This is a genomic window from Sphingomonas cremea (genome assembly GCF_021502585.1).
GTDB classification, from domain to species: Bacteria; Pseudomonadota; Alphaproteobacteria; order Sphingomonadales; family Sphingomonadaceae; genus Sphingomicrobium; species Sphingomicrobium cremea.
Map to the genome: position 1 here is coordinate 297329 of NZ_JAKFGM010000001.1, position 13158 is coordinate 310486.

At 61.3% G+C, this 13158-nt stretch carries 17 protein-coding genes; 7 read left to right on the forward strand and 10 right to left on the reverse strand.

The features are described from left to right. Both glmS and LVY65_RS01520 read left to right on the forward strand, forming a co-directional pair. Complete coding sequence (gene glmS / locus LVY65_RS01515) at nucleotides 1–1824, forward strand: glutamine--fructose-6-phosphate transaminase (isomerizing) (RefSeq protein WP_235066245.1); 1824 nt, start codon at nucleotides 1–3, stop codon at nucleotides 1822–1824. After that, complete coding sequence (locus tag LVY65_RS01520; RefSeq protein WP_235066246.1) at nucleotides 1821–2546, forward strand: aspartate/glutamate racemase family protein; 726 nt, start codon at nucleotides 1821–1823, stop codon at nucleotides 2544–2546. Before glmS ends, LVY65_RS01520 begins: the two co-directional genes overlap by 4 nt. On the opposite strand, the gene LVY65_RS01525 is transcribed toward LVY65_RS01520, so the two are convergent. Further along, entirely contained in the window at nucleotides 2543–3451 is a 909-nt protein-coding gene (locus tag LVY65_RS01525; RefSeq protein WP_235066247.1) for a LysR family transcriptional regulator, read from the reverse strand. The two genes, LVY65_RS01520 and LVY65_RS01525, sit on opposite strands and share 4 nt — an antisense overlap. A 145-nt stretch (nucleotides 3452–3596) precedes the next feature. Between LVY65_RS01525 and LVY65_RS01530 the strand changes: the two genes are divergently transcribed. The 4 genes from LVY65_RS01530 to alr are packed head-to-tail and all read left to right on the forward strand — an operon-like array spanning nucleotide 3597 to nucleotide 5747. Beyond that, the gene (locus LVY65_RS01530) at nucleotides 3597–3908 is read left to right on the forward strand and encodes a UrcA family protein (protein WP_235066248.1); all 312 of its coding nucleotides are present in this window, start codon (nucleotides 3597–3599) and stop codon (nucleotides 3906–3908) included. A gap of 43 nt (nucleotides 3909–3951) precedes the next feature. Continuing rightward, a complete protein-coding gene (locus LVY65_RS01535; RefSeq protein ID WP_235066249.1) occupies nucleotides 3952–4329 on the forward strand; it encodes a GFA family protein in 378 nt (125 codons plus the stop codon). Continuing rightward, nucleotides 4329–4670: a tRNA-binding protein gene (locus tag LVY65_RS01540; RefSeq protein ID WP_235066250.1), complete on the forward strand. Its 342-nt coding sequence runs from the start codon at nucleotides 4329–4331 to the stop codon at nucleotides 4668–4670. The genes LVY65_RS01535 and LVY65_RS01540 overlap by 1 nt, the downstream gene beginning before the upstream one ends. Before the next feature lie 45 nt (nucleotides 4671–4715). Continuing rightward, nucleotides 4716–5747, forward strand: a complete 1032-nt coding sequence (gene alr / locus LVY65_RS01545; protein WP_235066251.1) for an alanine racemase — start codon at nucleotides 4716–4718, stop codon at nucleotides 5745–5747. On the opposite strand, the gene nth is transcribed toward alr, so the two are convergent. The 5 genes from nth to LVY65_RS01570 form a co-directional block, all read right to left on the reverse strand. After that, nucleotides 5716–6387 carry an endonuclease III gene (gene nth / locus LVY65_RS01550; protein WP_235066252.1) on the reverse strand — a complete coding sequence of 224 codons (672 nt, stop codon included), beginning with the start codon at nucleotides 6385–6387 and terminating at the stop codon, nucleotides 5716–5718. The two genes, alr and nth, sit on opposite strands and share 32 nt — an antisense overlap. Further along, entirely contained in the window at nucleotides 6384–7097 is a 714-nt protein-coding gene (dapB, locus tag LVY65_RS01555; protein WP_408021971.1) for a 4-hydroxy-tetrahydrodipicolinate reductase, read from the reverse strand. Before dapB ends, nth begins: the two co-directional genes overlap by 4 nt. 157 nt (nucleotides 7098–7254) lie before the next feature. Then, nucleotides 7255–7752 carry a YybH family protein gene (locus LVY65_RS01560; protein WP_235066254.1) on the reverse strand — a complete coding sequence of 166 codons (498 nt, stop codon included), beginning with the start codon at nucleotides 7750–7752 and terminating at the stop codon, nucleotides 7255–7257. Nucleotides 7753–7808: 56 nt separating this feature from the next. Continuing rightward, nucleotides 7809–8246 carry a hypothetical protein gene (locus tag LVY65_RS01565; protein ID WP_235066255.1) on the reverse strand — a complete coding sequence of 146 codons (438 nt, stop codon included), beginning with the start codon at nucleotides 8244–8246 and terminating at the stop codon, nucleotides 7809–7811. A gap of 167 nt (nucleotides 8247–8413) precedes the next feature. Beyond that, nucleotides 8414–8806 (reverse strand): acyl-CoA thioesterase, encoded by a 393-nt coding sequence (locus LVY65_RS01570; RefSeq protein ID WP_328282466.1) that lies wholly within the window; start codon nucleotides 8804–8806, stop codon nucleotides 8414–8416. Between the two features lie 47 nt (nucleotides 8807–8853). On the opposite strand from LVY65_RS01570, the gene LVY65_RS01575 reads away from it, so the two are divergent. After that, nucleotides 8854–9564 carry an NAD-dependent deacylase gene (locus tag LVY65_RS01575; RefSeq protein ID WP_235066256.1) on the forward strand — a complete coding sequence of 237 codons (711 nt, stop codon included), beginning with the start codon at nucleotides 8854–8856 and terminating at the stop codon, nucleotides 9562–9564. Between the two features lie 37 nt (nucleotides 9565–9601). On the opposite strand, the gene LVY65_RS01580 is transcribed toward LVY65_RS01575, so the two are convergent. The 4 genes from LVY65_RS01580 to lepB all read right to left on the reverse strand — a co-directional run bounded on the left by LVY65_RS01580 (nucleotide 9602) and on the right by lepB (nucleotide 13094). Beyond that, the gene (locus tag LVY65_RS01580; protein WP_235066257.1) at nucleotides 9602–10621 is read right to left on the reverse strand and encodes an alpha/beta hydrolase; all 1020 of its coding nucleotides are present in this window, start codon (nucleotides 10619–10621) and stop codon (nucleotides 9602–9604) included. 75 nt (nucleotides 10622–10696) lie between these two features. Continuing rightward, entirely contained in the window at nucleotides 10697–11590 is an 894-nt protein-coding gene (era, locus tag LVY65_RS01585) for a GTPase Era (protein WP_235066258.1), read from the reverse strand. Further along, nucleotides 11587–12249 carry a ribonuclease III gene (rnc, locus tag LVY65_RS01590; protein WP_235066259.1) on the reverse strand — a complete coding sequence of 221 codons (663 nt, stop codon included), beginning with the start codon at nucleotides 12247–12249 and terminating at the stop codon, nucleotides 11587–11589. Before rnc ends, era begins: the two co-directional genes overlap by 4 nt. Continuing rightward, nucleotides 12246–13094: a signal peptidase I gene (lepB, locus tag LVY65_RS01595; RefSeq protein ID WP_235066260.1), complete on the reverse strand. Its 849-nt coding sequence runs from the start codon at nucleotides 13092–13094 to the stop codon at nucleotides 12246–12248. The genes rnc and lepB overlap by 4 nt, the downstream gene beginning before the upstream one ends. Between the last annotated feature and the right edge of the window lie 64 nt (nucleotides 13095–13158).

A 13158-nucleotide genomic window follows, 5' to 3' on the forward strand; every position in this document is an offset into this window, starting at 1 on the left:
ATGTGCGGCATTGTCGGGATCGTTGGTCGCGAAGCGGTAGCGCAGCGCCTATTCGACGGTCTCAAGCGCCTCGAATATCGCGGTTATGACTCGGCCGGTATCTGTACTGTGCAAAATGGCGAGTTCGAGCGTCGCCGTGCCGAAGGCAAGCTTGAGAATCTCGCTCGTGAGTTGACCGTCGAACCGCTGTACGGGGACGTTGGCATTGCCCACACGCGCTGGGCGACGCATGGCGCGCCGACCGTCGACAATGCGCACCCGCACATCGCAGGACCGGTGGCGCTGGTACACAATGGCATCATCGAGAATTTCAAGCCGTTGCGCGACGAGTTGTTGGCCGATGGCCGGAAATTCCTGAGCGAAACCGACAGCGAAGTGGTCGCGCATCTGGTCGCGCGTGAAATCGAGCGAGGCGCATCGCCGACCGATGCCGTCGCGACCGTCTTGCCGCGCCTACATGGCGCATTCGCCATCGCCTTCCTGTTCAAGGACTATCCCGACCAGATCATCGGCGCGCGCATGGGTGCGCCACTGACCGTCGGTTATGGCCAGGGTGAGAATTACCTCGGTTCCGATGCGCTGGCGCTGGCGCCTCTGACCCAGAAGATTGCCTACTTGGAGGAAGGCGACTGGGCGGTCGTCGAGCGGGACAGGATCCAGATCTACGACCGAGCGAACCAGCCTGTGACCCGCGTGATCGTCGAGTCCGGGGCATCGTCGGCGCGGATCGAGAAGGGTAATTATCGCCACTATATGCAGAAGGAGATTTTCGAGCAGCCGATCGTGGTTGCCCAGACTCTCCAAAGCTATGTCCGCCCGTTCGAGGGCAAGGTCGCGCTACCCGATTTCGATTTCGACCTGAGCACGGTCAACCGCGTTACGATCGTCGCCTGCGGGACCAGTTTCTACGCCGGCATGGTCGCCAAATATTGGTTCGAGCAATTCGCCCGTGTGCCGGTCGACATCGATGTGGCGAGCGAATTTCGGTACCGCCAGCCGGTACTGGAGCCGGGCGGGCTTGCGCTGTTTATTTCGCAGTCGGGCGAGACGGCGGACACACTGGCTGCGCTGCGTCACGCCCGGGAGGAAGGCCAGGTCATCGCTGTTGTGGTCAATGTCCCGACCAGTTCTATGGCGCGCGAGGCGGACCTGCTGCTGCCGACTCATGCGGGGCCGGAAATCGGTGTCGCCTCAACCAAGGCCTTCACCTGCCAGCTGGCAGTGCTTGCCGCGCTTGCCGCCAACCTGGCCCGCGCCAAAGGTCGAATGAGCGAGGAGGAAGAGCGGGAGATCGTCGCTCATCTGCAGGAAGCGCCGGAAGCGATGAACCTGGCGCTCGGCCATGACGATGACATTGCCCAGCACGCCCACCTCGTCGCGCCGGCGCGTGACGTGCTCTATCTCGGCCGCGGGCCGGACTATCCGATGGCGCTGGAAGGCGCGCTGAAGCTCAAGGAAATCAGTTATATCCATGCCGAGGGCTATGCCGCCGGAGAAATGAAGCATGGACCGATCGCGCTGATCGACGACCTGGTGCCGGTGATCGTGCTGGCGCCGTCGGGTCCGCTGTTCGAGAAGACCGTCAGCAATATGCAGGAGGTCCGCGCCCGCGGCGGCAAGATCATCCTCATTTCGGATGCCAAGGGACTGGCCGAGGCAGGCGACGGGTGCGTCGCGACAATCGAGATGCCTGAGGTTCACCCGCTGATCGCGCCGCTGGTTTACGCGGTGCCTGTGCAGCTGCTCGCCTACCACGTCGCCGTGGCCAAGGGCACCGACGTCGACCAGCCGCGCAACCTTGCCAAGAGCGTCACAGTGGAATGAAACACATCGGCATCCTGGCGCACAGCTTCGAGGGTGCGACACTTTGTTTTCGGACGGCATGTCTCGAAGGCGTGAAGCGGCTCGGCGCGCATATGCACCCGGAAATCACCATGACCTGCAGCCCAATGGCACTGATGGTTGAAGCATGGGAACGGGGCGACAATGCGCAGTTGCGTGGCTCATTTATGGAAGACGCAAGAAGGCTTGAGGCCGCGGGCTGCGATTTCTTCGTGCTGCCCGACAACACGGCCCATATCGCGCTGGAATCGCCGGGCGACCCGTTTCCAATCCCGGCCCTACACATCGGCGAAGTCGTGGCCGAGCAAGCAAGGCGCGACGAGAGGACCAAGGTCGGCATCCTCGGTACCAACTGGACAATGACCGGTCCGGTCTATCCGGGCGCGCTTGGCCGCCGGGGGATTGGCTGGGCCGTTCCGGACGAGGCGGATCGGCGGCAGGTTCACGACATCATCATGGATGAGCTTTGCCTCGGCATGTTCACCGATGTTGCGCGCACCAAATATGTTCGGATCATCGAAAAACTGAAGGCCGAGGGCTGCGACGCGGTGGCGCTGGTCTGCACCGAAATACCGCTGCTTATCACCCGGGATGTGTCGCCGTTGCCGATCCTCGATTCCACCCGTCTACTATCGGCAGCGGCAGTTGAGGTGGCGCTTGGCGAGCGGCCAATGCCTGAGTGGCGTGGCGGCCGAGTGGCCTAGGCGGCGTCGCGTTGCGCCTCTAAAGCGCGCACGTGCCTCGCCAGTCGCTCGTAGAGGAAATCGATTACAAGCCTGACCCTTGGGGTGTGGCGCACGCGCTCATGGGTTAGCAACCACATGTTCCTGCCGTGGTCGTCGCGAGGCGGCAAGCAGCGGATGAGATCCGGTTCGGCGTCAGCGACAACGCATGGTAACACCGCCAGCCCGAAGCCCGAGCGCACCCCGGACAGCAAGCCCGTCGATGACGAATGATGCATCGCAACCTGATTTTCCAACCCCAGGGAACGCAGCCAGGCCTCGTAGTGGAGCCACAGCTTGCCGCCGCCGCCGCCAATAATGGCATGCTTCTTCAGCTGGGACCGGTTGCGCGGAACGCCATGGGCTGCCGCATATTCGCGGCTGCAGTAAAGCGTCCAGTCGTCGACGCAGAGGCGCCGCCCCACGACTCCGGCCGGCGATTCCTGTGAAGTGCTCCTGAGCGCAATGTCTGCCTGGCCTTCGCCGAGGTCGAGCAATTCCTGCTCGGTGTCGAGCTCGATCACAATCTCGGGATGTTGGTCGTGCAGTTCCTTGAGCATCGGTGCCAGCAGCGTGACAGCAAATATTTCCTGGGTAGTCAGCCGGACCACGCCGCTAAGATCGCGCCCGCGCGATGCCGCTATCGTCTGGAATTGCTCTGCAGCAGCAGCGACCTGGCGAGCATGCCGGAGAAGTGCTTCGCCGTCGGGAGTCATTGCATAGCCGGCAGCCCGTCGATCGAACAGAATCAGGCCGACCGATTCTTCCAACGCGGAGATGCGGCGCGCTACCGTCGTCTGGCTCACACGAAGCGCGCGGCCGGCCTTGAGCGTGCTGCCCTGCTCAGCCACGGCGACGAAATAGCGAAGGTCATTCCAATCGAGCATCGGCGCCTCATGCGGCCAAGCTGGTCAATTTGCATTCTGCATTATTGCAGAACGGTTGCGCAACATCGTTTCTAACATTGGTTGCGAATCGGGACTAATAGAAGGGTCGCGCCGGACATTCCGGCCCCAGAAAAGGGAATGCGACATGACCAAGATCTTCATCGCCACTCTGTTGGCCTTCACTGCTTCTCCAGCGCTTGCCGAGCCGCCTGTAACCGTCACCAGCACCGTCCACATCGCCGACCTCGACCTGTCGAGCAAGGCCGGGCAGCGCGCACTCGACCATCGCCTGTCGGTCGCTGCCAAGGAGGTTTGCGGGACGGCGTATGACGTCGACGTCGCGGGAAAGAATGATGTTCGCCGCTGCCGCGCAGAGACGTTGGCAAGTGTTGCCAGCGACCGCGACCAGCGCATTGCCGCCGCTTCAAGCCAGCCAATCGAGGTTGCCTCCCGCTAAAGCCTAGGTTGTCGCCGGCACCGCGCCGCAATAGGTATCCGCCATGATCACCGTATCAGGCGGATGCCATTGCGGCGCGGTTCGATTCCGGGCGTCGCTACCCGACCCCCCCGTTCCCGCGCTCGACTGCAATTGCTCGGTCTGCTCTATGACCGGCTTCCTGCACGTCATGGTGCCGCATGAGGAATTTCGGCTCGAGCAGGGTGCGGACGAGCTCACCAGCTACCGCTTCGGCACCGGCGCGGCCGAGCATCTGTTTTGCTTAGTGTGCGGGGTCAAGAGTTTCTATCAGCCGCGCAGTCATCCCAATGCCTGGAGCGTTAACGCAAACTGCCTCGACCAGCCGGTTGAACTGGCGGTCGAGAAATTTGACGGGCACAATTGGGATCAGGCTATCGGAGCTTCGGAGCGGACTGACTGATGACTTCACCGATCAATTTTGAAGATTTCCTGAAAGTCGATGTCCGGATTGGCACGGTCATCGAGGCTGTGCGATTTCCGGAGGCCCGCAAGCCTGCATATAAGCTGAAAATCGATTTCGGCGACGAAATCGGGATCAAGCGCTCGTCCGCACAGATCACCGTTCATTATGGACCCGATGAGTTGGTGGGTCGGCAGGTAGCTGGCGTGGTCAATTTCCCGCCGAGGCAGATTGGCCCTTTCATGTCGGAAGTGCTGACCCTTGGGTTCGCTGATGACAATGACGACATCGTCCTGCTGATGCCGGAACGGCCCGTACCCAACGGGTCGCGCATGTTTTGATCGTCTGGCTCGACGACATCGAGAGCTGTGGCTAGGGCAGGGCGCGTGACCCACCACGCCCTTCGCCTCCGTCTCGACTCGCTCGCGCTCCAGAACAATTGGCGTTGGCTGCAACGCACCGCCGGTGTCACCGCCGGCGCGGCGATAAAGGCCGACGGCTATGGCCTTGGTGCGGTCGAAGTCACGAGATTGCTTGCGGAGGTCGGCTGTCGCGATTTCTTCGTGTCGACCTGGGCGGAAGCACATGCGCTCGGGCCGCTGCCGGAAGGCGCCGAACTCTGCGTACTGCACGGCGTGGGCCCGGACGATATCGGCGCCGCGATCGGCAGCAGGGCCCGACCAGTGCTTAACACGCCCGAACAGGTCGCTCGGTGGAAAAGTGAGGCCTCGGATCGCCCCTGCGATGTGATGATCGACACCGGCATGAATCGGCTGGGGCTCCGTACCGACGAGATCGACTTGCTCGACGGACTGGACATCCACACCCTGCACAGTCATCTGGCCCGCGCCGACGAGGACAATGCGATGAATGCAGTCCAGCGGGACCGCTTCGCCGCAGTCGCGGCGACCGTGAAGGCGCGCCGTTACAGCTTCGCTAACAGCGCCGGAATCTGCCTTGGCACCGACTATGCGTTCAACCTCGTGCGCCCCGGTCTTGCGCTCTACGGCGGCGTGCCCCGCATCGAGGCGGCAGGCCATATTTCGCAGGTTGCATTCCCAGAGGCAGAGATCATGCAGCGGCGCATTGTTCGCGCGGGCGAGACCATCGGCTATGGCGCGACCTGGAGGGCTGACGCCCACACCGAGGCGGCGATCGTCAATATTGGTTATGCCGACGGCTATTTGCGTTGCTTTGCCGGAAAGGGCTCGGCAAGTTTCGACGGCAGGACGCTGCCGCTGATCGGGCGCGTTTCGATGGACCTCGTCGCTCTGGATGTCACCGCCGCGCCAGAGCTTGCCGAAGGTGATTGGGTGACGATGGACTACGAACTGCCCACTGCGGCCGAGGCGTCGGGCCTATCGCAATATGAACTGCTGACCGGGCTCAGCGAGCGGCTGGAGCGTTACTGGATTTAGCCTTGGGCGCAGATGTCTTGGGCTTATAGGCGCATAGGTCCGCGACCGGACATCGCCAGCATTCGGGCAGCCGCGCCTTGCAGATGTAGCGGCCATGCAGGATCAGCCAGTGGTGTGCATGGGTGACGAACGGATCGGGCGTTACCTTGGCCAACGTTAGTTCGACCTCGAGCGGGTTCTTGCCGGGCGCCAGGCCGGTGCGATTGGCGACGCGAAAGATATGGGTGTCCACGGCGATGGTCGGCTGGCCATAGGCAACGTTCAGGACGACGTTGGCGGTCTTGCGGCCAACCCCCGGGAGCGTTTCCAGCTTCTCCCGCTCCTCAGGCACTTCGCCGCCAAAATCATCGACCAGGATTTGCGCCGCGGCAATGATGTTTTTGGCCTTGGTGTTGAACAGGCCAATCGTCTTGATGTGTTGCTTCAGCCCATCCTCACCCAGGTCGAGCATTTGTTGCGGCGTCGTGACCTTGGCGAACAGGGAACGCGTTGCCTTGTTGACACCGACGTCTGTCGCCTGTGCCGAAAGCGCGACGGCAACCAGAAGCGTATAGGGATTTACATATTCGAGCTCGGTCTCCGGTGCCGGATTGGCCTCGGCGAGGCGCCGGTAAAATTCGAAAACGTCGGCTTTCTTCATGCGGCGTCAATTACATCGCGCATTGAGTAGAGGCCTGCCGGCTTGCCGCGCAGGAATCGGGCTGCAGCCAGCGCGCCGCGGGCAAAGATCGCGCGGCTTTCGGCCCGGTGCGACAGAATCAAACGCTCGTCCGGACCGAGGAACATCACGTCATGATCGCCGGCGACCGTGCCGCCCCGGATCGCGGCGTAGCCGATCGCGCCCTGGTGGCGCTTCAGGCCGGTTCCATCTCGGCCGCGCTCTTCCGTCGAATTACCGCCACGGCCTCGATCCGCTGCGGAGCCCAGATAGAGCGCCGTACCAGATGGGGCATCTGCCTTGCGATTGTGGTGCGCTTCGACGATCTCAATGTCCCACTTATCCGGCCCAAGCACGCGTGCAGCGCGTTCGGTGAGGTCGGCGAGCAAAGCAACTCCCAGCGACGTATTGGGAGCGCGAAGAATTGGAATGGTTCGAGCCGCATCGGCGATAAGCTGTTCATGCTCGTCGATCAGGCCGGTCGTTCCAACCAATAGGGGAACCCCTGCCGAAACTGCACGGTCGAGACTTGCTCGCAATGCATCCGGGGCAGAGAAATCGACCAGGACTTCGCCATTGTCATTGGCCAACTCGAAGTCCGCATCCTCCGCGATTGCCGCCTGGATCGCGCGCCCCATGCGGCCCTCCGGTGCGAACAGGGCGATGCGGACGGGTTGCTGGTCGGTGCGCATGGCTGGGTGATGGCGGAAGGCTAAAGCGGGCGCAATGCCCAGTCGTTCCTGCAATGCCAGCGCCGCAGCGCCACGGATCATCGGTCCAACCGCCGATGCCGATGCGGATTGCTGGTTCGGTCATTCCCGCATCAACACCTAACGGCCGGACCGGATGCTATTGGGCTGCTGCCGGTCCGGGCGTGACGAAGTCCTCGACCGCTTTCCAGCTGCCGTCCGCCTGCTTTTCCCAGACGGTGAGGTAGCTTCCCGTTTCCTTCTTGACCTTCTTCGTCGCGGGATCGGTCGTCTCAGCCGTAAAATGGCCTCGGGTAGAGGCCAAGTCGCCGGACTGCGCTACTTGTACCCTGTCACTGGCGAAATCGAGCTTGAGGCTCGGATCGGCTATGAATTTGCCGATTTCCGCTCGCCGCATCATGTCGTCCGTTGCCAATGCCGATCCGGGATTCGCGATAGCGGCGTCGTCAGAATAGTGACCGGCAAGCTTGTCGATGTCGCGCGCGCTATAGTCGGCGACCCACGCCGTCTCGATCGACTTCAGTTCCTGCTCGATGGCCTTTGTGTCGACGGCGGCAGCCTTTTCGGCCTTTTTCCCAGTATCGCAGCCGGAAAGTGCTACTGAAATCAACACGAGCGTCAGATAGGTGCCTTTCATGATCTCTTCCTCTCATGAGTGAATGAGGCCGATGCGCAGGGCACCGGCCCCGGCGTTCAGCGCTTCAGCATCTCGCGATAAAGGGCGCTTCCCATCAGTTCGCGCATAGAGTTGCGAGCACCGCTAGACGCCGCTGCGCTATGCGCGTCCTGGTTCATCCGCTTGTTCATGATATCGTTTCGCCGTTCGGATTCCTCCGCCGACGGGAAGTCGTTGTAGCGCGTAATAAGGATGATATTGGGTTCGCCGTCGCGCGGATTGACGCTCTGCAGGACGTGATATTCGAGCAGCCAGCCCTGAGATTTGGCGAAGTCCTGGTTCGCCATCCAAGTCTTGGTCAGATAATCCATGTAGTTCTGCATCTGCCCCTCGAGGACGTTAATGCGGGCCGCAGTCCACAATGGACCAGCCTTCATCGAACTTTGCTGGGCAATTGTCGGCGTCGAGGTCATGGAGATGGCCAGCGCCGCGGCGCCGATCAGAAGTTTGCGCATGTTATATTCCCGCTCCTGCCGCACTTAGACGGCTTACCGGCCATAAGGACCGGCGCTCACTCTCGGTGACAGAGAACTCCCTGACGAAACCCGTCGTTCCGGAGGCGCACCAACCACAGTGGAGCGAGTCGCTCCTAACGGAAATTTAACAGGAATTAAGCTTGGTCTCAGTCCACCAGAAACCGCTGAGCTATGTCGTGAGCCAGTCTCGCGGGCCTGCGCGAAACCGCGTCAAGGCAGCACCATGTGCTTTTAACCTCGGCCAGCACCTCTTCGCCACGCTTGATTATGGTGGTGAAGAAGGCTCGGGCGCCCTCCACCTTTTCCGCAATCACATCCGCCACGACCAGGTCGTCGAGGAAGGTTGGGCGCCGATATTTGATTTCATGGCTGAGCGCGATCCACAGGTGCTGCGCCACAGCCTCCGGCGGCGCCACCTTTTCCCAGAAATCAACGACCGCTTCCTGCACCCATTTGAGGTAAACGCTGTTGTTCACATGGCCCATGTGATCAATGTCGGACGGACATATCCCGATCGGGTGCTGATAGGCTTGGTTCACAATGGCAGGATCATCCAACTTACTTACAGAAGTGTCAACGAGGTGAAATGGCGGATGTTCCCAATATCGTCGTCCTGACTGGAGCGGGGATCAGCGCGGAGAGCGGGCTAGCGACATTCCGCGGACCTGACGGACTTTGGGAGGGGCATCGCGTCGAGGAAGTGGCGACTCCGGAGGCTTTCGTACGGGATTCGGCGCTGGTTTACGCATTCTATGACGCTCGGCGGGCGCGGGCGGATGAGGTCGAGCCAAATGCCGCGCATAATGCGCTAGCACGGCTCGATGCCGAATGGCCCGGCGGACTGCTGATCGTCACCCAAAATGTCGACAATTTGCACGAGCGAGCCGGGACAAATCGGCTTCTGCACATGCATGGCGAACTGAACAGCGGCTGGTGCCAGGCCTGCGACGAACGGTTCGGCTGGCACGGGCCGATGGGAGAAGAGTCGGCTTGCCCGGTCTGCCAGGTTGCGGGACGGGTGCGGCCCGACATCGTCTGGTTCGGTGAGATGCCATATGAAATGGAACGGATCGACGAGGCATTGATGAACGCCGACCTTTTCGTGTCGATCGGGACGTCGGGGGCGGTCTACCCGGCTGCAGGCTTCGTGCAGACAGCGCGCTACTGCGGGGCGAGGACGATCGAGATCAACCTTGAACCAAGTCAGGGCAGCATTTTCTTCGACGAACGGCGATACGGGCCAGCAGCGACGCTGGTGCCGGAATGGGTCGAGCAGTTATTGCAGGGCGTCAAGTGAAGGGTGTGGCGCGTTTCGATCGGTTGGCGCGCATGCGTTACCCGCGAATTCTATACGCCAATTCCGGCCGAATAACTTGACGGTTGCCAATAGCGGAAGTGTCCATTCCCTGGATGGTTGCCTTGATGTCCGCTGAAACCGGCGGGCAATTGATGAAAAACGTATGGTGGGAGAGTGCATCCGCGGCCTTGGCCACCTTGCCGCAATCCACAGTAACCACTTTCTTTGGCAGCAGGTCGAGCATTCGCGGTCCTTCGGCACCGAGCCGGTCGGGGTTGGCCTTCGTGTGATCGGAGATGAAAAGCGCCCGATCGCTTTCATTGTGATAGACGGTTACCCGCATGCCAAGCTTCGGCAGGAGCCTGAGCTTGGCCTCGGTCTCAAACGCGTCGTCGTCTTCGTCGGGTGCCGCTAGGATAATTTCATTGAAAACTCGCAAGAGCTGCCTTGGATCTTTTGCAATCAGGGCTTGAAGCCCTTGCCTGAGCACATAGGCGCCCATGCTGTGCGCCAACAGGTGAAGCGAGCGGCCGCAGCGCTCGTCGTCCTTGAGGGACAAAAGGAAGTCCAGCAATTTGAGGAACGTCCGCGCCACAGCGGCGCCCGACGATCGGGCATCCTCGCGATCGCTATAATATGACATCCACGGGTAAGCTTTGCCGTCGGAAGGCCAACTGAATAACACGACGTTGATTGGCTTGCCGCCGACGATGAGCTGAGACGAGAAAAGCGCCGCAGCCATCAGTGCATCTCTGAAGCTAACGTTGAAACCGTGGATGAATACGACGGTGTCGGCGCAGCCATTTTGCATCTGCTGTCGCAAATCTTCAAAAAAGCTTGCGCTCCCAGCTCTTTGGAAGCCTTCATCCGGAGTTTCGCCTCGCACTTCCGGATAAACATTGACGGGCCCGGGCTGTAACTTTCCGGAACCTGTTCCGAACTGCGCGTGACCGAATCGAATTGCCCCCACACCATCCGGATTGAAATGCGATCCGAACAGGGATTGATTGGCAGGCTTGTAGTCACGATTGGTTATAAAGAAGACCCGAATGTCCATCGTTCCGCCCCCAAGGCATCCGACGAATGGTCCGAGCCTTGGAAGTATAGGGCAAAAGCGACGGACTGGCCAATTTCAGTCCGCCCAGTCCAGCCCGATGTCCTGATAGAGTGAGCGATCCTCGTCCCATCGGGGATTTACCTTCACGTGCAGGAACAGATGGACCTTGCGGCCGAGATGTTCCGCGATCTCGGCGCGTGCCGCCTGTCCAATCGACTTCAATCGCGTTCCCCCCTTGCCGAGCACGATCGCCTTCTGGCTGTCGCGCTCGACCAGGATTTGCTGGTGGATGACGGTCGAGCCGTCCTTGCGATCCTCCCATTTCTCGGTCGTTACGGCGCTCGAATAAGGGAGTTCGGCGTGGAGTTGGTGATAGAGTTGCTCTCGGGTTAGCTCGGCCGCGACCATTCGGTCGGTGACGTCACTCAGCTGATCCTCGGGAAAGTGCCATGGGCCCTCGGGCATCGCTGTAGCCAAGTGGCGCTTAAGGTCGGCAACGCCATCGCCGGCTGTGGCGGAGATCATGAACACCATCTCAGGCTTCAGCCGCTCGGCGAGCTTCGCGGCAACAACGAGCAAGTCTTCCTTCTTCGCAATGTCGACCTTGTTCAGGACGAGAATTTTGGGTTCTGGTCGGTTTTCGACACCCTGGAGCATGTCTTCGACGCGCGAGCCGACCTTCGCCGCGGCGTCGACCACCAGCACAATCCGATCTGCGTCCTCGGCGCCTTCCCAGGCTGCCTTGACCATCGCCCGGTCGAGCCGTCGGTTGGGACTGAAGATGCCGGGCGTGTCGACCAGCAACATCTGGCATTCACCCTCGATCGCGATACCCATCAGGCGAGCGCGGGTGGTCTGCGCCTTGGGGCTGACGATCGCGACCTTCTGCCCGACCAGCGCATTTACCAGCGTCGACTTGCCCGCATTGGGGGCGCCAAGCACCGCGACCAGGCCGCAACGAGAGGTCATTTGATTTTCTCCAGAAGCGCGGCTGCGGCGGCGGTTTCGGCTTCCTGCTTTGAGTCACCTTCGGCTTCAGCCTCGCCGTGCTTGCCAAGGCTTACCTTTACCCGGAACCGCGGCGAGTGATGCGGTCCGAAGCGCGAAACCAGCTCATATAGAGGAACGCCGAGCTTTCGCTCCGCTGCGCGCTCCTGGAGGCCTGATTTTGGATGTACAGGAGCGCGCTGCTGGCCGTCGAGGAACGGTGACCATTGTGACCGGACAAAGGCTTCGGCAGGTTCGAGTCCACCATCAAGGAAAATCGCGCCGATAATCGCCTCGACGACATCGCCGATGACATTATCGCTCAGGCCGGCATTGTCCTCCCGCGCTTGTTTGCCGAGGCGGATGTGGCGCGGCAAGCCAAGCGACCGGCCGACTTCGGCGCAGGTCTCTCGCGCTACGAGCGCATTATAACGGCGGCTCATCTTGCCCTCGGGCTCCGTTGGAAAGCGCTCGTAGAGCCATCTTGCCACCACCAGGCCAAGCACCCGGTCGCCGAGGAATTCGAGCCGCTCATAGGTCTCGCGGCCATGACTGCCATGCGTTACCGCACGCTCGAACAGGCTGGCCTCGCGAGGCGCGCGGCCCAACGCTTCCGCGATGAAGGGAGGAAGCTCACTCATGGGTGATAGTCGGTAGCGATCCGGTCGGTTCTCAATGCGCTGAACCAGCTCAGTGGGTTGAACCAGGACGCGCCGCCGTCGGTTGACCAGAAGGCCCGTTCCGCCCGGCCTACGACGCGGTCGATCGGCACGAAGCCCATGCCGCCTGCTTCGACACGGTAGCGGCTGTCGAGACTGTCATCGCGATTGTCTCCCATTACGAACAATGCGCCCTGCGGCACTGTCACCGGTTCGAAATTATCGGCCGGGCCGGCATCGGTTTGATCGAGCACCACATAGCTCCGCCCGCCCGGCAGAGTTTCGCGGTATGCCGGGTAGACACAACCCTGGCTTCCATCCTCCATGGGCCGCGTCATCGCGACTGCCGGCGGCACGACGCGGCACGGGCTGTTGGGAGAAACCGGCATCAAATAATCTTCGATTCGCACCCGCTGTACGAGTTTGCCATTGAGGGCAAGTTGGCCGCCCGAAACCGCGACGGTGTCGCCTGGCAGGCCAATGACCCGTTTGACCACATCGGCGCCTTCAGGCCCTTCGAAGACGACAATATCGCCGCGCTCGGGTGTGGAGCCGAATACTCGCCCCTTGAATGATGGGAATTCGAACGGAAAGCTCGCGCTGGAGTAGCCGTACGGCCATTTCGACACGAACAGATAGTCGCCGATCATCATCGTCGGCAGCATCGATCCGGACGGTATGCTGAACGGAGCGACGATCAGGCTTCTCAGCAGCCAGGCGAGAATCGCGAGGATCGCCAACGATTTGATGAAACCGCCCGGCGTTTCCTTCGCGGCTTCGGAAGAAGGGTCGGCATAATGGGGGCGACGGGAGAAGGGAAAGACCATGGTCGGGCCGCTTTTGAGGCAAGGGCGGCCAAGGTCAAGCGGGGATGGCAAATGGCGGCTGCCC

Bases quoted from the DNA above. Each gene is read 5' to 3' on its own strand.
- LVY65_RS01530 (WP_235066248.1), top strand. From the start codon at position 3,597: ATGACCAAGATCTTCATCGCCACTCTGTTGGCCTTCACTGCTTCTCCA.
- nth (WP_235066252.1), bottom strand. From the start codon at position 6,387: ATGAAGAAAGCCGACGTTTTCGAATTTTACCGGCGCCTCGCCGAGGCC.
- dapB (WP_408021971.1), bottom strand. From the start codon at position 7,097: ATGCGCACCGACCAGCAACCCGTCCGCATCGCCCTGTTCGCACCGGAG.
- glmS (WP_235066245.1), top strand. From the start codon at position 1: ATGTGCGGCATTGTCGGGATCGTTGGTCGCGAAGCGGTAGCGCAGCGC.
- LVY65_RS01540 (WP_235066250.1), top strand. From the start codon at position 4,329: ATGACTTCACCGATCAATTTTGAAGATTTCCTGAAAGTCGATGTCCGG.
- LVY65_RS01560 (WP_235066254.1), bottom strand. From the start codon at position 7,752: ATGAAAGGCACCTATCTGACGCTCGTGTTGATTTCAGTAGCACTTTCC.
- LVY65_RS01575 (WP_235066256.1), top strand. From the start codon at position 8,854: ATGGCGGATGTTCCCAATATCGTCGTCCTGACTGGAGCGGGGATCAGC.
- LVY65_RS01580 (WP_235066257.1), bottom strand. From the start codon at position 10,621: ATGGACATTCGGGTCTTCTTTATAACCAATCGTGACTACAAGCCTGCC.
- era (WP_235066258.1), bottom strand. From the start codon at position 11,590: ATGACCTCTCGTTGCGGCCTGGTCGCGGTGCTTGGCGCCCCCAATGCG.
- LVY65_RS01520 (WP_235066246.1), top strand. From the start codon at position 1,821: ATGAAACACATCGGCATCCTGGCGCACAGCTTCGAGGGTGCGACACTT.
- LVY65_RS01565 (WP_235066255.1), bottom strand. From the start codon at position 8,246: ATGCGCAAACTTCTGATCGGCGCCGCGGCGCTGGCCATCTCCATGACC.
- lepB (WP_235066260.1), bottom strand. From the start codon at position 13,094: ATGGTCTTTCCCTTCTCCCGTCGCCCCCATTATGCCGACCCTTCTTCC.
- LVY65_RS01525 (WP_235066247.1), bottom strand. From the start codon at position 3,451: ATGCTCGATTGGAATGACCTTCGCTATTTCGTCGCCGTGGCTGAGCAG.
- LVY65_RS01535 (WP_235066249.1), top strand. From the start codon at position 3,952: ATGATCACCGTATCAGGCGGATGCCATTGCGGCGCGGTTCGATTCCGG.
- rnc (WP_235066259.1), bottom strand. From the start codon at position 12,249: ATGAGTGAGCTTCCTCCCTTCATCGCGGAAGCGTTGGGCCGCGCGCCT.